Below are 19,927 nucleotides of genomic sequence, written 5' to 3' on the forward strand. Positions count from 1 at the left end.
CTTGCTCAGCATTCAGGCATGAAAAAAGAAGTACTTGCCTTCTGCTATCAGGGAAGCCGCTATTTCCCTTCTCAGGCCTTTGGTATTGACTGCATTAATTTTTGTATACCTTTTCAAACCCATTAATAGTACTTTTTGCTCATCCCCGGAGGTAAAGGAAAAAATGGCTTCTTTGCCGGCAGCATTTATTTTTTCCACTGCTTCATAGAGATACACCTGGCTCACGGCCACATGGACCTTCGCAGCATCTTTGCCTTTCTGGGCAATTAACTTTTCCGTTCTCAATATTGTCGATTCCGCTGCATATATTTCAATCATGATATCGGCCAGATTCATCATGATCTCCTGCTCAGTTTCCAGTTTATCTCCCAGATTTTTGGCTGCCTGCCCTCCAATCATAAGGAAAACTTTCTTCATGTTTTTCAAAACGGCTTTTTCCCTAAATAAAGGTGCATCATCATCCGAATTTGAAAAATCAGGAACGGCTTTTAATTCCTCCCCTACTTTTTGGGCAGCCTCCATGAAGTTCAATTCCCCTTTCATGGCTCGCTTTAGCAACATGCCCACCATTAATATCCGATTGATTTCGTTTGTTCCTTCATAAATCCTGGAAATTCGTGCGTCCCGGTAAGCCCGCTCCATGGGTGCTTCGGCAGAATAACCCATGCCTCCGTATACCTGAACACCCTGGTCTACCACATAATCCAACACCTCAGATCCATGAACCTTGGCAATAGCACATTCAATGGCAAATTCCTCAACACCCTTAAGCTTGGCTTTGTTGGATTCCATACCTTCTGCCTCCAATGCTGCAATGCGGTCTTCTATATCCTGTCCGGCACGGTAACACAATGATTCGCATGCATAAGTTTTGATGGCCATCTCCGCCAGTTTGGCCTTTACTGCACCAAAGGAATCAATGGAAATCCCAAATTGCTTTCTTTCGGATGCATATTGTATGGAAAGACCCAAAATCCTGCGACATCCTCCCAGCACGCCTGCCCCTAGTTTTACCCGGCCAATATTCAGAATATTAACAGCAATCTTAAACCCCTGACCTCTTTCAGCGAGCATGTTTTCTACCGGAACCGGACAGTCCTTGAAAAATACCTGGCGGGTGGAACTTCCCTTAATGCCCATCTTTTTCTCTTCCTCATTCATGGAAATACCACCGAAGGTTTTTTCCACCAAAAAGGCGGAAAGATTTTTGTCCTCATCCACTTTGGCAAAGACAATAAAAAAATGGGCAAAGCCTGCATTGGAAATCCACATTTTTTGCCCGTTAATCAGGTAATGGGTCCCTTCCGGATTTAAGATAGCTTTGGTTTTTCCGCTATTGGCATCCGATCCCGCATCAGGTTCTGTCAGGCAATAACAAGCTGCCCATGTTGCATTGGAAAGTTTGGGAAGGTATTTTTCTTTTTGTTGATCAGTACCATAATACAATACAGGGAGAATTCCAATGCCGGTATGCGCCCCATAGGTAGTAGAAAAAGAACCGGCAGCACCAATGATATCTGCGATAAGCATGGAAGTATTGAAACTCATGCCCAGACCCCCATACACTTCCGGTACCGAAATTGCCAGCAAACCCAATTCTCCTGCCTTTTTTAAAATTTGAGGTACCAAATCAGGGTTTTGCATGCTGTCTATTTCTTCCATTTTGGGTAAAATTTCTTTATCCAAAAATTCCTGGCAAGCCTGCGCCATCATTTTTTGTTCTTCGCTAAATGCCTCAGGAATAAAAACATCAGCTGCTGCTGTTTCCCTGATCAAATACGCTCCACCATTTAGGGCATTATTTTTTGTCAACGGTTCCATTTTAATTTTTTGTTAGCTTACAGAATTTTATGAAGCATTTTTTTTAGCTGAGCCTTTCGATTACCCCGGCTACGCCCTGACCTCCTCCGACACATGCGGTAACCAGACCATATGTTTTGTTCCTTTTGGCCAATTCATACATCATCTGTACGGTAAGTTTTCCACCCGTACATCCCAAAGGATGACCTAATGCCACAGCCCCACCATTTACGTTTACAATATCCGGATCAAAATCCAGCGAACGGATCACGGCCAGTGCCTGAGTGGCAAATGCTTCGTTCAGCTCTATCAGGTCAATATCATTAAGGCTTAAACCCGCCTGCTTTAAGGCTTTTGGGACAGCTTCTTTAGGTCCGATTCCCATAATCCTGGGTTCAACCCCAGCCACGCTGTAAGAAACCAACCTTGCTTTAGGTTCCAGATTAAGGCTTTTCATCAATCGTTCCGACATGACCACCACAAAAGCAGCCCCATCAGAAGTCTGAGACGAATTACCTGCAGTTACCTGTCCCCCTTGTTTGAATACAGGTTTTAAATTTGCCAAAACCTCCATGCTGGTACCTGGGCGGGGACCTTCATCGGTTTCCACAGTGAATTTTCTTGTTTGCCGTTTTTTATTTTCATCCAGATAGGTTTCTTCTACCTCCACAGGGACAATTTCGTCCCTGAACCTGCCATTTTCTATGGCGCTCAAAGCTTTTTCATGAGATCTGACGGAAAACTGATCTGCATCTTCACGACTTACCTGGTAGTCCTTGGCCAGTTCTTCGGCTGTCAAACCCATACTCAGGTAATAGTCCGGGTTTTTTGAAGCAATATTCCAATTCAATGCTGTTTTATAACCCATCATCGGTACCATTGACATGGATTCTGTACCACCAGCAATGATGCAATCTGCCATACCCATTTTGATTTTCGCCGTCGCCAGGGCAATGGCTTCTAAACCCGAACCACAATACCGGTTAACAATAAAGCCTGGATTTTCTTTTCCCAATGCCAGCAAGGAAATCATTCGCCCCATTTGCATGCCCTGTTCCGCTTCCGGTATGGCATTGCCGACAATAAGATCGTCTACCATTTTGTTTTCCAAGCCGGGAATTTCAGCAACCAAATGTTTGATAACATCAGCTGCCAGGTCATCCGGCCGGTAAAAACGAAAACTTCCTTTTTTTGCTTTTCCCACTGCTGACCGGTAACCTTCGATGATATATGCGTCCATTGTTAGATTTAATTTAAAATGATAAGGATAATCACTGCCAGTGGAAATACGGAATGGTATTTTCCCTGCAGCATCATATTATTACTTAATTCCTTAAAGGCTTTCCTTTAAATAGAATACTATGAATTCTTTCCAACGTCTTCTTTTCTCCGGTAAGACTCAGGAAGGCTTCCCTTTCCAACTCCAAAAGGTATTTTTCGCTTACCTCGGTAGCTTCGGATAAATCCCCTCCACTCATGACCCAGGCCAGCTTTCTTGCTATTTTGGCATCATGATCAGAAATATAAGATCCATAAAGCATACCGGTAATTCCCGCTTCAAACAAGGCCAAAGAAGATTTGCCCAACACCCGGATATCTTCTCTCTCCAGCGGTCTGCTATACCCGGCATCATGCAGCATCAAGACTTTTTCCCTGGCATCTGCCAACTGCCTTTTTCGGTTCAGGGAAATACTATCCTTTTGTTCCAGGTAACCTAAATTTCTGGCCTCTTCCGCTGATGTGGAAACTTTGGCTGTGGCTATATTCATAAATGTATCCTGCAGTCGGTTGAGCTCAACATCTCCTGAAACGAGATTCTTTGAAAACCTAAGTGTCATTTCCTTGGTCCCGCCACCAGCCGGAATTAAGCCAACACCTACTTCTACCAATCCCATATACAATTCTGCATGGGCCTGTACGGCATCTGCATGAAGAGACAACTCACAACCTCCCCCCAATGCCATATTGTGTGGTGCAACCACGACCGGAATGGAGGAAAACCGGGCTCGCATCATGGTTTGTTGAAATTGCGCAATCATCATATCGATTTCATCAAAATCCTGATCGCCGGCAAACATATACAGCATGGCCAAATTTGCTCCTGCGGAAAAATTCGCCCCTTCATTGCCAATTACCAAACCTTTGTACGACTTCTCTGCCATACCGATTGCCTTGTTAATGCCTTCCACTACTTCCTGGCCCAGAGAATTCATTTTTGTATGAAATTCCAAACCTATTACTTCATCGCCGATATCATAAATAGAAGCTCCCTCGTTTCCCCATAATTTTTTGTTGGCCGATTTGAGGGTATCCAGCAAGATAAAATCTTCCAGTCCAGGGACCACTTTATAGGTTTTAGACGCTATATCATAATAGTTTTTACTTCCATTAACAACCTTATAAAAACTACTTACTCCTTTTTCCAACATTTCATAAACCCAGCTTGCTGGTTTTTCTCCGGACTTTTCCATTTGTTGAACCGTTTCCTTAACGCCAAGGATATCCCAGTTTTCAAATGGTCCATATTCCCACCCAAATCCTGCACAAACGGCCTGATCGATGCGATACAATTCATCAGCTATCTCAGGAATTCTAAAAGAACAATACCTGAAAAGATCATAAAATGTTGCGCGGTAAAATTCACCGGCTTTATCTTCAAAATTTACAAGAAATTTGATTCTTTCCTTAAGGTTATCTATTCCTTTGGAAGCCTCTAAAGCTTTGATTTTGGGTTTTTCCGCTGGTTTGTAGGAATAGGTATTGAAATCAATTTCTTTAAGTTCCTTTTTGCCATCCTCATGTCGGATCATATGGTAAAAGCCCTTGCCACTTTTATCTCCATACCATTCATTCTCCTTAAGAACAGACACACTTTTTGGTAGCTTAAATCGCTCCCTTGATTCATCATGTTCAAGAACCTGGTACAAATTGGTGGCTACATGTACAGTGGTATCCAATCCTACCACATCCAGGGTTCTGAAAGTTCCTGATTTTGCCCTGCCAATGACTGTACCAGTAAGTTTGTCCACTTCTGATACGCCCATACCCATTTTCTCAATGATATGGATGGCCGACATGATGGCATAAACGCCAATCCTATTGGCAATGAAAGCGGGTGTATCCTTGCACAATACAGTTTCTTTTCCTAAAAATCGATCCCCATAATCCATCATGAAATCAATAATTTCGGGGTTTGTTTGGGGACTGGGGATAATCTCCAATAAGCGGAGATACCTGGGTGGATTGAAAAAGTGCGTGCCGGCAAAACATTGTTGAAAATCTTCAGATCTGTTATCAGCCATCAAATGAATAGGGATGCCTGAAGTATTGGAAGAAATCAAAGTGCCGGGTTTCCGGTATTTTTCTACTTTTTCAAAGAGTCCCTGTTTGATTTCAAGGTTCTCGATAATCACTTCAATGATCCAGTCAGCATCTTTGATTTTGGGTAAATCATCATCAAAATTCCCGGTAGCAATACGATTGGCAAGTTCCTTGTCATATATGGGAGAAGGCTTAGCGGAAAGCGCATCCTGCAAAGCTTTATCTACAATCCTGTTTCTGACCTGCTCATTTTCCAGGGTCAATCCTTTTTTCTTTTCCTGATCGTTTAGCTCCTTTGGAACCATATCCAAAAGCAGTACCTCTACGCCGATATTTGCAAAATGGCAAGCTATTCTGGATCCCATAATTCCTGATCCCAAAACGGCTACTTTTTTTATGCTTTTTTTCATTGATATATTATTTTTAAATGCTTTCTAAGCTTTTTGAATGTTTTGAATAACCCGATTAATTTTTTCAAACAGCGTAAAAAAGGATTTCATTTCTTGTTCTGAAAGAACATTCCTAACCTGTTCGTTAAAATATTTTACCGTTTGTACTGCGACAGATTTTTTCTCTTTTCCCATGGAAGTCAGAAATATTCTAACTGATCTTTTATCAACCGGATCCGGGGATTTTCTAATCAATCCCTTCTGCTCCATAGATTTTAGGATTCTGGTTAAACTTCTGGATTCCAAACCCATCATGGGGGCAATTTTTGTTGCAGCAGTTCCTTCGTTAGAATCAATATTAATCAGTACAAATCCCATAGATGTCGTAATGCCCTCCATATTGGCCTTTTGATTGTACATTCTGGATATGGAATGCCAGCAGGATTTGATATGAAAATCTATCGTATCTTCCTTCTTCATCAGTAAAAGTTAAATCTAACTTTAAGTTACTGAAAATAATTATGCATGCATAATAAAACGGGAAATTTATTTTTGAGGATGACCTAGGTATAAACTGCTTTTAAGTAAAAAATTACTCCAAAATAAGCAAACTATGAACTACGATTCAAAAAACAGAAAAGAGATATCAACAAGGACATAACATTAAGAAAAGATTGAATTAAAAAAATCTATTGTTATTATTATAAGGTGGATATGTGGGTATCTCAATTAAATAAATGTTTTCAACGTTTCTCCATCAACAATTTACTTTCATCAACAGCTTATACACAATAATTTCCTGCTTAGTTTATTGTAAATGAGATGTTTACTTTGATTTTGTTAATTTCGGTTGATAATGTGTTTCAAGCAATGATGTGTATATTTATTCTGGTAGTTAGTTGTTGATAACGGTTGATAAAAATGGAGTTATCACCAGGCATACACTTCTATTCGGAAATGGCTTTTTTTCTTCAGCTTTCGTTGTTTGTTATTCAGTTCTTTTTGCTATTTATCCACTTTTAATTTTGGCTTGTCAACAGTTTTTTTCTTGAAATAAAATTCATATAAAGTACTGAATATTAGTTAATTAAGTAGGTCTTCTTCGGTAATTGTCAAAATTTCAATGGGTAATTTTATTGCGGGTTCATCCTGGGTGACATCTGCTTCTATATTGAAGCCAGAATTTAATTTTGGCTCAATAACCAGGTCATCTAATGTCCATCCTCCTCTCAAAATAAATTCATGTTTGTTGGTTTCTTCATCAAAGAATGCATAAATAGGTTCTGGTTGAATATTCTCATAATAATTACCAGGATCCCATCTACCGTTTTTATTTCTGTCAATAATGGCTTGTATCTTGTAATTGGTAGCTTCTATGGACTGGAACTCAAAATAATTGGTGTCAGTCAGGTATTTTTCTCTGATCACCTGTCCTTTGCTATCGAGTAATTGTAAGATAATTGGTCTTTCGTTTGTTCTAAGTGTTCCATTGATTCCATCTGCAAGATTATCGGTTTTTAACCGGGTATAAGTAGCGTCTACCGGTGCATCATTCCAAAGACCTTCCACATCCATAAATGTAGAATCAGCTGCAAATAGCTTAAAAGAACTATTCTTTATGGAATCTGGTAATGTTATATTAATGTTAATCGTAGTATGTAAATGACTGCTATCAGGGATACTGACCATTGATTGATTTACGGGGATATAGGAAGCTGAATCATATTGAACGTACAGTGAATCGTAGACTATTTGGTAAAGAGGTTTGTTAAAGTCCAGTTTTGCCTGGATAGTTTGATTAAATTTAGCACCCGTATTGGTAGTTATTTTCAATTCTTCTTTAGGGCGGTCGCTTTCTTCAAACTTTGCGTATAATGTGGTATCAACCTTAAAACCTACTGAATCCTGAAGTAGTATGTTGACTGGAATACTGTCATTTTTGATGGTTTTGTGATATAGCCTGATGTTTTTATCATTGATTCGGTAAAAAAGGCTGGTATTTATATCCGGATGGATTATAGAAAATTCTGCAATAGGTTTGCTAAGAATGATATCGAAATTTGATCCTGTGCTTGAACTTCGATTAATTTTTAAAGGTGACAAATCTCCTTTGGCTAAGTTGAAGTGTAAATTTTGCCGGTTTTTTTCTATGGTAATGGTGTCTGGTGCAAAGGCATAAGCTTCATTTCTGTATTCTGCCTTTAAGGATCCGTTCTCATCATGCCAGGCGTACGCTTTGAATGTTCCGGCCTTAATATTCGTTATTTCATAATATCCGGTTGAATCGGGTTGTGCAATGTAATAGGGCGGAGCATTGAATAAATCTGTAGTATCGGCAATGCTGTACAAACCTACCAGGACATCTTCGAAATTTTGTTCCACAAATGGATCAGTATAAGCAACCGTACCTGAAACTTTCAAACTATCAATATTTTCGCCAGTGGAAAATACAAGTTTCAATCTCTCTGCCGGATTACCTTCTGTAATGTCTTGTATACTTTTTTGAAAATTGAATAAGTAAGTTGTATTTTCTTCCAATTCCTGATTCAGTTCAATATTGACGCTGTTTTTGATAGCCAGAAATTCGATTTTATCTTTTTCAACTCTTGGTGTAATGATTATGGATTGGTTTGGGTTTTCTAATTTCACATATTCATTGAATTCCAAATTGATTTCTGAAGGTGAGGTGTTCGTACTTTCATTTTGTGGATTTGAGTATAACAGAACTGGTGGATCTTCATCTACTGGTCCACCCATTGGAGAGCTTTGTTTGGCACATGAGCTAATAATTAAAATGGTTATTGGAAGAAAGTACCTAAAGATGAACCTCATTTCTTTTTGATGATAAAAAGTAAGCTTGAATAATTATTGTTCTTTTGCGCTGCCTTGTTGGACAGATACCCGGCTTTTATGGCTTTCAGATATTTGTTTTTTGATCCAGTATATTGATGGCTTAAAAGTGAGACGTAATAGCTGTCAAAAGGCATGGGTAAAATTTCAGTAATTCTACATTCATTTTTCTCTACCAGGTACTTCATGGATGCTTCATTAAAATGATAAAGATGCCTTGGTACGTCCAATGCTGCCCAATTTTCCTTAAAAAATGCTGCATCTTGAGATGTTCTATTGGGTACTGCAATATAAAGAAGCCCCCGTTTCTTTAATTTGCCCAGTAGTATTTTAACTGTTTTATTTAGATGATGTATGTGTTCCAGAACATGGAATAGCGTAATTACATCGAATTTTTTTTCTTTCTCCAGCGCAGTAAAATCTTTAATTAAATTGATTTTATTGTCTTCTTGAGCAAGTTTAACAACTGCTTCGTTTGGTTCCATTCCATAAGCTTCCCAGCCATTGTCCTGACAAGTTTTTACAAAATGGCCCATACCACAACCGAAGTCCAGAATTTTCCCTTTTTGAATAGAACGCGAATTAATTTCCTTGAGCTTTTGCTTCAAGGTATATCTTCTTACTGCATTGTATAAGAAATCCGTTAAATCTTTGATTTTACTTTGATGGGATATATAGTTGTTTCCAGCGTAATACTTTCCAATGTTTTTTTCATTTGGTCGCGGGTTGGTAAACCATAGGTCGCAATTCTTACATGCACAAATGATGAATGATTCTTTGCTATAGGCATGGTCTTTTACCACCATGTGATTAATAAAAAGCTCACTTTTACAAAGAGGGCATTTGGTTAATCTTTCATACATTTTATCTCCCTAGGTATATGGTTAAAATGGACATGTCGGCGGGTGAAACACCACTTATTCTGGATGCCTGGCCTATGGTTTCTGGCTTTATCTTGTTTAATTTTTGCCTTCCTTCTGCTGAAAGTGCCTTTATGGTTGAATAATCCATATGGCTGGGAATTTTCATGTGGTCCAGATTGCTTATTTTTTCTACCATTTGTCTCTCTTTGTCTATATAGGATCGGTATTTTATCTGAATTTCCGCTTGTTCGAGTACATTTTTATCAAATGGAGCTAACTCATCGTTTAGCTCTTGATTCATTCTCATCAGATCGTTTATTCCCAATTGCGGTCGCTTCAGTAGTTTTTCAATGGTAGTATTTTCTTTGATAGTTGCAGTTTTGTTTTGGATCAAAGCGGCATTTATAGCGTCCGGGGTAACCCTGATTTTTTCCAGTTTGGCTATGAGCTTTTCGGTGTTGGACATTTTGTCTTTCATTAACTGGTAGTTAATTTCATCTGCCAAATTCATTTGATAACCATAAGAGGTCAATCGGAGATCAGCATTATCCTGCCGCAATAGCAGTCGGAACTCCGCCCTGGAAGTAAACATTCTATAGGGTTCCTCTGTACCTTTATTGATCAGATCATCTATCAATACGCCAATATAAGCTTCTGAGCGTTTTAGGATAAATGGTTCTTGATCCTGAATTTTTTTATGTGCATTGATGCCTGCAATTAAGCCCTGAGATGCTGCTTCCTCATACCCTGTGGTACCGTTGATTTGTCCTGCAAAAAAGAGGTTGTCAATCAATTTCGTTTCCAGACTCAATTTTAACTGTGTGGGAGGAAAATAGTCATATTCTATGGCATATCCAGGCCGGAACATTTTGGCATTTTCAAAGCCGGTTATCTTCCTCAAAGCTTTAAATTGTACGTCTTCAGGCAATGAAGTGGAAAAGCCATTTACATATATTTCTACCGTATCCCAGCCTTCTGGCTCTACAAAAATTTGATGCCGGTCTCTTTCGGCAAATCGATTGATCTTGTCTTCTATGGATGGGCAATAGCGGGGTCCCAGGCCTTGAATTCTTCCATTAAACATGGGAGATCTGTCGAAGCCCTCTGTCAGTGTATCGTGGACGTCTTTATTGGTATAGGTGATCCAGCAGCTTCGTTGCTTATTAGGTGCCTGGGTAGTCGGGGAATAGGAAAATTTTTCCGGATTTTCGTCACCTTCCTGTTCTTCCATCAATGCATAATTCAGACTTCTCCCATCTACTCTTGGCGGGGTTCCGGTCTTCATCCTGCCTGATTCAAAACCCAAGCTTCGTAAATCTTCAGTAATTCCTGTTGCAGCCTTCTCCCCTGTTCTTCCTCCACCCATTTGTTTTTCTCCTATATGGATGATACCGTTTAGGAAGGTGCCATTGGTCAGAACCACGGACTTTGCCTGGATCTCGAGTCCTAAGCCTGTTCTAACTCCTTTGATTTTCTTGTTTTTAACGATAAGACCTGTAACCATCTCTTGCCAGAAGTCTACATTTGGGGTGTTTTCCAATATCAACCTCCATTCTTCGGCAAATCTCATTCTGTCGTTTTGGCTTCTTGGAGACCACATGGCTGGCCCTTTAGACCTGTTGAGCATTCGGAATTGTATCATCGACTTGTCTGCTACAACCCCTGACTTACCTCCTAATGCATCTATTTCCCTAACGATTTGTCCTTTTGCTACACCCCCCATTGCAGGATTGCAAGACATCTGTGCAATGGTGTTCATGTTCATGGTACATAATAATACCCTCGAACCCATTTTTGCCGCAGCTTGTGCGGCTTCGCAACCAGCATGCCCTGCCCCTACTACGATTACATCATAAATTGGAAACATATTGATTTTTTCAGGTGTTCCACGTGGAACACATAAATGTTATTTGATTTTTATTCTTACGGTGTTCCACGTGGAACACTTAGTGTTTGAAACAAGTTCAGTGCTTTTTCCTCTTCCTCCCTCATCCGTTTTTTTTCCTTTTGGCTTTTGTCTTTTAATCCACATAGGTGAAGCATACCATGGATCAATACCCTTAAAAGTTCCTCATGATAGATTACTCCCAGGCTTGTTGCGTTTTCTTTTACACGTTCAATGCTGATGTATATATCTCCCTCAATTTCTCCTTCCTGCTCTGCCTGATCAAAGGTTATAATATCTGTGTATGTATTATGGTTCAAATAATTTCTATTGATTTGTAACAGGTAATCATCCGTGCAAAAGATGTAATTCAGAGTTGAAATATGGAATCCTTTTTCTTTTGCTGCTTTATTAATCCAATCCTTGGTTTTTCTTTTTTGTTTAATTTTTGATTGGACTCCTTCTTCAAAGAAATTTATGGCCATGTCAATTCATGTAAAAAGTGAGGGTGATTTTGCTTCCCTCATTTTCAAAATTAATTTCATCGCACAAATGCCTCATGATAAAGACTCCCCTACCCCCTGACTTTTGCAGGTTCTCCGGGGAAGTTGGATCGTTTAAATGTTGGTAGTCATAACCGCTTCCTTCATCCTCAATGATGAATTTCAGCTGGTCTTCCAGAAATTTCACCTCTAAACGTACATATTTCTTCTTGTCCTCCTTGTTTCCATGGATAATGGCATTACTCACACATTCGGTAACAGAAATCATGATATTGCCGTAGATGTCATCACTGATCTGGAATTTCTCTTTGGCATTATCAATGAAACTCTCAATAATTGTTATATTTTCAATTATAGATGGTATAGAAATTTTTATTGATTTCATTGATTTTTTAGGCTTTAATCATGATTAAATTAATTTTTTCAATTAGAGGCTTAGGCTTACAGGGCAATGGTCCGAATGATGTACCTGCTGTAATATGTTTACTTCCTTTACCTGCTTGCTAATAGATGGACTTGTCATGTGGTAATCTATTCGCCATCCTTTATTGTTGGCTCTGGCATTGGCACGATAGCTCCACCAACTGTATTGATGGGGCTCCTTATTGAGTAAACGGAAACTATCATCCAATCCAGAAGAGGTGAGATTGTCCATCCATTGCCTCTCCTCAGGTAAGAACCCGGAAGTGTTTTTATTTGAGATGGGGTTGTGTATGTCAATGGCTTTGTGACATATGTTGTAATCCCCACTAAGGATCAAATCAGGATAACCCTTTAATAAATCCTGAGTATAATGGTAAATATCATCTAAAAACCGGTATTTAAAATCTTGTCTAATGTCTCCTGTGGTGCCTGATGGAAAATAAGCGCTAATAAATGTGAAATCTTTGTAATCTGCCTGGATGATTCTTCCCTCATCATCGTAAGCATCGATTCCCATTCCGTATTTGACCTTATCAGCCGGATTTTTACTTAAAATCGCTACGCCACTATAACCTTTCTTAACTGCCGGATACCAATAAACATGGTATCCCAGGTCTTTGAACATAGTGGTATCAATCTGGTTTTCCAGAGATTTTATTTCCTGAAGCCCGATAATGTCAGGATCAGCAATTTTCAACCAATCCACAAATCCTTTTTTTATGGCTGCTCTGATCCCATTGACATTGTAGGTTATTATTTTCATTGGATGTCTATTTCAAATTCTTCTTCAAAATACTCCAAAACATGAATTTTTAATAATTTTTCCTGCTCGGAGGCATTTAAGTGTGGCAAGGATTTCTCTAATTTCCAATGAGGCCAACCATCCTGATCGATAAAATCCAAAATATAAAATCCTGATAAGCTAAGGACTTTACATGTTGCAATATGCATCAAATCTTGTTTTTCCTCTTTAGAAAAATGACGGGGTCCCTTGCCCAATTCCTGCACCCCGATGATAAACAGTACGGCATTTAAGTCTGCAGGTTTTTTACCGAAAATTTCTCTTAAGCCCTCCAGAAGTTTGCCCCACCTTTTTTCAAGATCCAGATCTTTTTTTAATAATGTCATTCAAGAAAGATTATTTATTGATAGTCCCATTGACCATGTTTTTTTATCCTTAACGAATTTTTTGTAAATTCAATGGTGTCTGTAAAGTACAAATATAACAGGTATAATGGCTCAATACTTAAAAACAACCCAAATTAGGTATGCGTTTCAATTATTGGCAAGATTTTTTATCGCTGGTTTTTCCTGAAACCTGTTGTATTTGTAAACGAAGCCTTTTTCCTTTTGAAAATCAGCTGTGCAAAGTTTGTATTTCTCAATTACCAATTACCAATTATCACCTTATTCCTTTGGATAATGATTTGAAGAATAAAGTCCTTGGACTGGCTCCTGTAGGCATGGTGATGTCTTATCTTCGGTTTTCAAAAAAAGGTCTGAGCCAAAAGTTGTTGCATCAAATAAAATATAAAAACAAACCTTCTTTGGCTAAAATTTTGGGACAGATGTATGGCTCTTTTTTAATGGACAATGGCTTTGATCAGTCTTGGGATGAAGTGGTGCCCGTACCCTTGTACCATAAAAAGCTAAAAATAAGAGGGTATAATCAAAGTGAACAATTTGCTTTGGGTTTGGCAAAAGCTTTGAAAATTTCCTCATGCAATCATTTGATCAGAAAAATTCCAACGCCAACGCAAACAAATAAAAGCAGGATGGAACGATGGGAAAATGTGGAAGATGTATTTGAAGCATGCAGTCCAGCAGAAATAAAAGGCAAAATGTTGCTTTTGGTAGACGATGTACTAACCACAGGGGCTACCATGGCCGCGTGTGCAAATACCTTACAGGAGCATCATCCAAAATCAATCGATTTTATCGCGTTAGCTGCCGGAAATTAAATATTAGCCAAAAATCTCGTTAAGGATACCAGCAAGTCTTATGCCTCCGGCCAGTAATTGCTCTTCCATTATGGGATAGGTCTTGTAACCATATTCATAAAAAAGTTTTCTATCTTCAGGCAAATCATAAATTAGCGGACGAAGTGCTACAGCCTCCTCCAACCATTTTTCCAAAGGGTCATTTTGGTATTTTCGTACAAGTGCCTTATCGGACCTTCTGTTCAGATGCTGCGCCAATTCGGTATAACTCAGGTTTTTTTCATCAATCACTTTGCTGTCCCATACAGCATGCAGATTGGTGTTTTCATTAAAGTAGGTGAGCCTCACATTGTTTCCTCCCCGGTCTTCTCCTGTCCCCACATGCAATGGCTGATGCAGGTCGCCTACCAAATGCACCAACATTTTGAGATATGCCACTTTTTGATCAGCAGCGAGGGTTCCCTCCTTTAAGGCTGCAATGATCATTTTGGTTTTACTGTATGCATCTCCTTCTTTCTCCTGCAAATCCGGATTGTAGCCTTTTCCGGTCTTTACTGTCAGGTAATGCCAACTGTTCAGGTAATCGTAACTGGGATCGGATTTAATTTCATCCATCCAGGTGGATACCATGGCCAGGGATTCCGGACCCAGGATGGCTTCAATATTTCGGCTTGCTTTTTTGCTGAGATGCCAGGTAGCAATTTGCCCAACTACCCTATGGCCTGTTTGCCCCCATCCAAAGCTATTCATAATCAACCCGGATGTAATCATTAGGGTAAGAATGGCTATTTTCTTTGCTGCTAATAACATGTGAAATTAATAAGGATCAGGTGTGTTTTAATTCTTCCAAGGCCAACCAGGCCATTAATCCAGTGCTCAAACCCAAAGCATCTTCGTCAATATCAAAAGTAGGCGTATGTACCCCTGAAACGATTCCTTTACTTTCATTTCTGGTTCCCAGCCTGTAGAAACAGCCGTCCATTTCCTGGGTATAATAAGAAAAGTCTTCTGCAGCCATCCAAATATCCAGATCTACCACATTTTCCTCTCCCAGATAAGCTTTTGCAGCTTGGATGGACCGTTCGGTTAGTTCCGGCTCATTTTTCAGGAAAGGGTAGCCCTTCCGAACTTCAAAATCCACTTCTCCACCCATGCCCTCAGCGATGCCTTTTGCTATTTTAATCATGTGTTGATGCGCTTCCTTCCTCCAGTCTTCGTTCAGGGTTCTAAAGGTACCTTCAATATTGACTTCGTTGGGAATAACGTTGGTAGCACCATCTGCCATCACCTTACCAAAAGACAGTACGGAGGGAGTTTTGGGGTCTGCTTTCCTGCTGACCACCTGTTGCAGGGCTACCAAAATATGTGCGCTGATCAAGACCGGATCAACCAACGTTTCGGGCATGGCCCCATGACCGCCTTTGCCTTTAACTTTGATATAAAGTTCATCGGCACTGGCCATGTACATGCCCTTTCTGAATCCCACTTTTCCCACTGGGATCAGGGGCATTACATGTTGGCCAAGTATAGCGGTAGGTTTGGGGTCCAACAATGCTTTGTCAGCAATCATCATAGCTGCTCCCCCCGGGACTTTTTCCTCACCTGGTTGAAAAAGTAATTTTATGGTACCTTCAAAATCAGCCTTTAGCTCATTTAAAATCCTGGCTGTGCCCAAAAGGGAAGAAGTATGTACATCATGCCCACAGGCATGCATTACTCCAGGGTTGGTAGATTTGTAGGGTACCTCATTTGCTTCATTAATTGGCAGGGCATCCATATCTGCCCTTAAGGCAACAGTTTTTTTTGCAGGATTTTTCCCTTCAATCAAGGCAACCAAACCGGTATTTGCTTTAGCAGTCAGTTTGGAAATACCAAAGGAACGCAGCTTTTCTGTTACAAAGGCTACGGTTTCATTTTCTTCAAAAGACAATTCCGGGTGTGCATGCAAGTGTCTTCTTATGTCGATGGTATCTGATTTGTATTGATCAGCAAGTTTTTGGATTTTATTTTGCAGCAGCATCATCTAAGTTTTCTTCTGTCTTTTCCTCCTTTTCCCGGTTTTTCAAAAAACGGTCTGGTGTTATCCGGGAACTTGGAAAGATATCATTCAATTTTTCGTAAGTAGCCAGAGCCTCAATCTTATTGATAAAGCGACCTACCTTTACCAGGTAGCGAGGTTGATTGTATTCCATATAAGTCTGAACTTCCGGGAATTCAGAATAAACTTCATTGCGAACTTCAAAAGCCCTTTCCCTATCGGCACCACTATAGATTAAAATGGTGAAGCCGTTGACGAATTTTTCCCGGTTGTTTTCTTCTGTGATTTGGCTGATCCTGCGGTCAAGATCCTTGTTTATAGGGCCAGAAATTGCACCCTCAGAATCCGTGAAATCAGGAACAGGCAAATCTTCAAATTGAAGGCTGGAAATGGAAAGATCCTCGCTGTAGTTATTGAATCTTTCGGCCGGCTCACCTGTCTTGCGGATATTGATGATACCACAACCACTAAAAAGCAACAACGCTAATAAATAGGCACTATTTTTTTTTAACATGATGTTACGTTTAATCATCAATTACCACACATTTTGCATCGGAAATATCCTGCTCCACGCTTTTATATTTGACATCCTTTTTTACTTTTCCGTCTACATACTTGACAGAAACTTTATCATTTCGTCCATATGTCTTTTCGGACTTTCTTGGCTTCACAGGTTCCCTGGTAGCTGTGGCACGGCTATTGGCAATTGCAGCCCGTTGTCCTCCTGGATTTCCCAGGCTGCTACCCACTTCTTCTTTTGATGCCGTCACGCCGGGTTCAGCTTTTTTCTGGGCCTGGGCCGCTTTTACTTGTTCCGGATCTTGTTTGGGAAGGTCTGACTTGGAAATAAAAGAGACGATATCATCATTAAGTTTGCCAAGGAAGCGTTTGAACATTTCAAAGGCCTCAAATTTATAAATCAATAAGGGGTCTTTTTGTTCGTACACTGCATTTTGCACCGACTGTTTCAAATCATCCATGTCTCTGAGGTGCTCTTTCCAGTTTTGGTCGATGATGGCAAGGGTTACTGTTTTTTCAACCGCTCTGACCAAATCTCTGCCTTCATTGTTTATGGTAGACTCCAGATTAATGACAACACCAATCTGTTTGATGCCATCTGAAATGGGGACCATGATCTCCTTTACCGTAGCTCCACGGTTTTTGTAAACATCTTTGAGAATAGGCATTGCCCGTTCCAGAATGTTTTGGTTTTTCTTGATATAATTTTCATAGGCGGCATTGAAGAGGATTTTGGTGAGCGTTGCAACATCTTTCTCTTTAAGATCCGTCTGGGAAAATTGATAATCAAGGCCCAAAGAACTAAAAATATTCATCCTCAGGTTTTCAAGGTCCTCGGTAGATTTGGCCATTTCAATCAAATCCTCAGAAACATCATACATGATGTTCAGGATGTCCAGTTCGAGGCGCTCTCCGATAAGGGCATTTTTCCTTCTTCGGTAAACTACCTCTCTTTGGCTGTTCATTACATCATCGTATTCCAACAACCTTTTCCTTACCCCAAAGTTATTTTCTTCCACTTTGCGCTGTGCCCTTTCAATGGATTTGGTAATCATTGAATGTTGTATCACTTCACCTTCTTCCAATCCCATCCGGTCCATGAGTTTGGCGATTCTTTCTGAGCCAAAAAGGCGCATCAGGTTGTCTTCCAGTGATACAAAAAACTGACTGGAACCCGGATCTCCCTGACGGCCGGATCTACCTCGCAGCTGTCGGTCCACTCTTCGGGATTCATGCCTCTCCGTTCCGATAATCGCCAAGCCTCCTGCTTGTTTGGATTCGGGAGTAAGTTTAATGTCTGTACCCCTACCGGCCATGTTGGTGGCTATGGTTACTGTTTTGGGTTTTCCTGCCTCAGCTACTACATCAGCCTCCCTGGCATGCTGCTTGGCATTCAATACCTGGTGCTTTATTTTTCTGATGGTGAGCATTCTGCTGAGTAATTCAGATATTTCTACGGATGTGGTACCCACCAATACAGGCCTGTTGGCGTCTGTTAGTTCGTTGATTTCATCCACTACAGCGTTGAATTTTTCACGGACGGTTTTATAAACTTTGTCTTCGCGGTCTTTTCGCTGTATGGGTTTATTGGTAGGAATCACAATTACATCCAGCTTGTAAATTTCCCAGAATTCTCCAGCTTCAGTTTCTGCTGTACCTGTCATGCCGGAAAGCTTGTGGTACATCCTGAAATAATTCTGCAATGTGATGGTGGCATAGGTCTGTGTAGCATCCTCTACCTTAACATTTTCTTTGGCTTCTATGGCCTGATGCAAACCGTCAGAATACCTTCTTCCTTCCATGACACGGCCCGTCTGCTCATCCACAATTTTTACTTTGCCATCCACCAGAATGTATTCGGTATCCTTTTCAAACATACAATAGGCTTTGAGCAGCTGGTTGACAGTATGTATTCTTTGGGCCTTCACCCCGTAATCCTTGATCAGTTCTTCTTTTCTGATTAGTTTCTCCTTGTCATCAATTGCCTCGTCTTTTTCCAGGTCTGCAATCTCGCTTCCTATATCCGGAAGAATAAAGAAGCTGGCATTTTCATTCTTCTTGGTTATGGTTTCTATGCCATTGTCTGTCAGGTCTACGCTGTTCGATTTTTCGTCGATGGTAAACAATAAGGGCTCATCTGCTTCCGGCATGTTCCGCTTATTGTCCTGCAGGTAAAAGTTTTCTGTCTTCTGAAGGATGACCCGGATGCCAGGTTCAGAAAGATACTTGATCAAAGGCTTGTATTTTGGCAGTCCGCGGAAAGCCCTGAACAAAGATAGGCCACCCTCTTTTTCCTTTCCTTCTTTGATTAGTTTTTTGGCTTCTGTCAGGTAATTTTGTACCAGTTTTCTTTGTTCATCCACCAGGGTGGATACCCTGGGCTTCATTTCGTAAAATTCATGCTGATCTCCTCTTGGAATAGGACCTGAAATGATCAATGGAGTTCTTGCATCATCGATCAAAACCGAATCAACCTCATCGATCATTGCAAAATGATGCTTACCCTGTACCAGGTCTTTGGCATCTCTGGCCATATTGTCCCTCAGGTAATCAAAACCAAATTCGTTATTGGTACCATATACAATATCGCATTGGTATGCTTTCCTTCTTCCTTCCGAGTTAGGGGGGAATTTGTCGATGCAATCTACCTTTAATCCGTGAAATTCAAACAAAGGCGCATTCCACTCGGAATCTCTTTTTGCCAGGTAATCATTCACCGTAACAATATGTACTCCTCTTCCGGAAAGGGCATTGAGGTAGGCAGGAAGTGTAGAAACCAGGGTTTTACCTTCACCGGTTGCCATCTCTGCAATGTTTCCCCTGTGAAGGGCAACACCACCCAAAAGTTGCACATCGTAATGCAGCATGTCCCAGGTGACTTCCACCCCTGCCGCAGTCCACTTGTTGTGCCAGATGGCTTGCTCTCCGTCAATTTCCACATAGGATTTGGAAGCCGCCATTTCTCGGTCTGTATCGGATACGGTAACTTTAAGTTGGGCATTTTCCTTAAGCCTGCGCGCAGTTTCCTTGATGACGGCAAAGGCACGGGGCAATACTTTTTCAAGGCTGACTTCCAGCGCCTCATCCCTTTCTTTTTCTACCTTATCTATTTGGTTAAACAGGGCATCCTTGGCCTGAACCTGATCTGGATTAAGTGAATCAATCTCTTTTTTCAGTTGATCAATCTTGTCATCAAAATCCTTGAGGTCTTGATTTATAATGGTTCTGATATTGCTGGTTTCATTTCTCAATTCATCATCAGATACAGATGACAATTTATCATAGGCTGCATTGATCAGCGCTACTGATGGGCTCAAGCTTTTGATATCCCGGTCGGATTTGGTACCAAAAACTTTTGCCAACCCTTTTGCTATTGCTTCTATCATATATGTAAAT

Annotated in this window: 16 protein-coding genes; 1 reads left to right on the plus strand and 15 read right to left on the minus strand. The window is 40.4% G+C overall.

Annotated elements, in window-relative coordinates; all coding sequences use genetic code 11:
- Positions 1-12 precede the first annotated feature (12 nt).
- The 11 genes from G9Q97_RS20875 to G9Q97_RS20925 form a co-directional block, all read right to left on the minus strand.
- Positions 13-1,821 (minus strand): acyl-CoA dehydrogenase family protein, encoded by a 1,809-nt coding sequence (locus G9Q97_RS20875; protein WP_166150488.1) that lies wholly within the window; start codon positions 1,819-1,821, stop codon positions 13-15.
- A 43-nt stretch (positions 1,822-1,864) separates the two neighbouring features.
- Complete coding sequence (locus G9Q97_RS20880) at positions 1,865-3,040, minus strand: thiolase family protein (RefSeq protein WP_166150489.1); 1,176 nt, start codon at positions 3,038-3,040, stop codon at positions 1,865-1,867.
- A gap of 85 nt (positions 3,041-3,125) precedes the next feature.
- The gene (locus tag G9Q97_RS20885; RefSeq protein ID WP_166150491.1) at positions 3,126-5,531 is read right to left on the minus strand and encodes a 3-hydroxyacyl-CoA dehydrogenase/enoyl-CoA hydratase family protein; all 2,406 of its coding nucleotides are present in this window, start codon (positions 5,529-5,531) and stop codon (positions 3,126-3,128) included.
- A 24-nt stretch (positions 5,532-5,555) separates the two neighbouring features.
- Positions 5,556-5,990, minus strand: coding sequence for a MarR family winged helix-turn-helix transcriptional regulator (locus tag G9Q97_RS20890; protein ID WP_166150493.1), 435 nt, complete (start codon positions 5,988-5,990; stop codon positions 5,556-5,558).
- A 603-nt stretch (positions 5,991-6,593) separates the two neighbouring features.
- Positions 6,594-8,267 carry an Ig-like domain-containing domain gene (locus tag G9Q97_RS20895; protein ID WP_246255804.1) on the minus strand — a complete coding sequence of 558 codons (1,674 nt, stop codon included), beginning with the start codon at positions 8,265-8,267 and terminating at the stop codon, positions 6,594-6,596.
- Positions 8,268-8,338: 71 nt separating this feature from the next.
- Positions 8,339-9,223, minus strand: coding sequence for a class I SAM-dependent methyltransferase (locus G9Q97_RS20900; protein WP_166150496.1), 885 nt, complete (start codon positions 9,221-9,223; stop codon positions 8,339-8,341).
- 1 nt (position 9,224) lies between these two features.
- Positions 9,225-11,090 (minus strand): tRNA uridine-5-carboxymethylaminomethyl(34) synthesis enzyme MnmG, encoded by a 1,866-nt coding sequence (gene mnmG, locus G9Q97_RS20905; protein ID WP_166150497.1) that lies wholly within the window; start codon positions 11,088-11,090, stop codon positions 9,225-9,227.
- 56 nt (positions 11,091-11,146) lie between these two features.
- Complete coding sequence (ybeY, locus tag G9Q97_RS20910) at positions 11,147-11,593, minus strand: rRNA maturation RNase YbeY (protein WP_166150503.1); 447 nt, start codon at positions 11,591-11,593, stop codon at positions 11,147-11,149.
- A gap of 1 nt (position 11,594) precedes the next feature.
- Positions 11,595-11,996: an ATP-binding protein gene (locus G9Q97_RS20915; RefSeq protein WP_166150505.1), complete on the minus strand. Its 402-nt coding sequence runs from the start codon at positions 11,994-11,996 to the stop codon at positions 11,595-11,597.
- Positions 11,997-12,038: 42 nt separating this feature from the next.
- Positions 12,039-12,797: an exodeoxyribonuclease III gene (locus G9Q97_RS20920; protein ID WP_166150508.1), complete on the minus strand. Its 759-nt coding sequence runs from the start codon at positions 12,795-12,797 to the stop codon at positions 12,039-12,041.
- Entirely contained in the window at positions 12,794-13,162 is a 369-nt protein-coding gene (locus G9Q97_RS20925; RefSeq protein ID WP_166150510.1) for a hypothetical protein, read from the minus strand. The genes G9Q97_RS20920 and G9Q97_RS20925 overlap by 4 nt, the downstream gene beginning before the upstream one ends.
- A 299-nt stretch (positions 13,163-13,461) precedes the next feature.
- On the opposite strand from G9Q97_RS20925, the gene G9Q97_RS20930 reads away from it, so the two are divergent.
- A complete protein-coding gene (locus tag G9Q97_RS20930; RefSeq protein ID WP_317168793.1) occupies positions 13,462-13,995 on the plus strand; it encodes a ComF family protein in 534 nt (177 codons plus the stop codon).
- A gap of 3 nt (positions 13,996-13,998) precedes the next feature.
- Here the strand turns inward: G9Q97_RS20930 and G9Q97_RS20935 are convergent, their stop codons facing one another.
- From G9Q97_RS20935 to secA, 4 genes are read right to left on the minus strand one after another with little or no spacing between them, the layout of a single operon-like run.
- A complete protein-coding gene (locus G9Q97_RS20935; protein ID WP_246255805.1) occupies positions 13,999-14,784 on the minus strand; it encodes a S1/P1 nuclease in 786 nt (261 codons plus the stop codon).
- Between the two features lie 16 nt (positions 14,785-14,800).
- Positions 14,801-15,994 (minus strand): M20 metallopeptidase family protein, encoded by a 1,194-nt coding sequence (locus G9Q97_RS20940; protein ID WP_394353002.1) that lies wholly within the window; start codon positions 15,992-15,994, stop codon positions 14,801-14,803.
- A complete protein-coding gene (locus G9Q97_RS20945; RefSeq protein WP_166150514.1) occupies positions 15,978-16,526 on the minus strand; it encodes a hypothetical protein in 549 nt (182 codons plus the stop codon). The genes G9Q97_RS20940 and G9Q97_RS20945 overlap by 17 nt, the downstream gene beginning before the upstream one ends.
- Positions 16,527-16,536: 10 nt before the next feature.
- Positions 16,537-19,917, minus strand: a complete 3,381-nt coding sequence (secA, locus tag G9Q97_RS20950; RefSeq protein ID WP_166150516.1) for a preprotein translocase subunit SecA — start codon at positions 19,915-19,917, stop codon at positions 16,537-16,539.
- Positions 19,918-19,927 lie beyond the last annotated feature (10 nt).

This window comes from Cyclobacterium plantarum (assembly GCF_011290685.1).
Taxonomy (GTDB): Bacteria; Bacteroidota; Bacteroidia; order Cytophagales; family Cyclobacteriaceae; genus Cyclobacterium; species Cyclobacterium plantarum.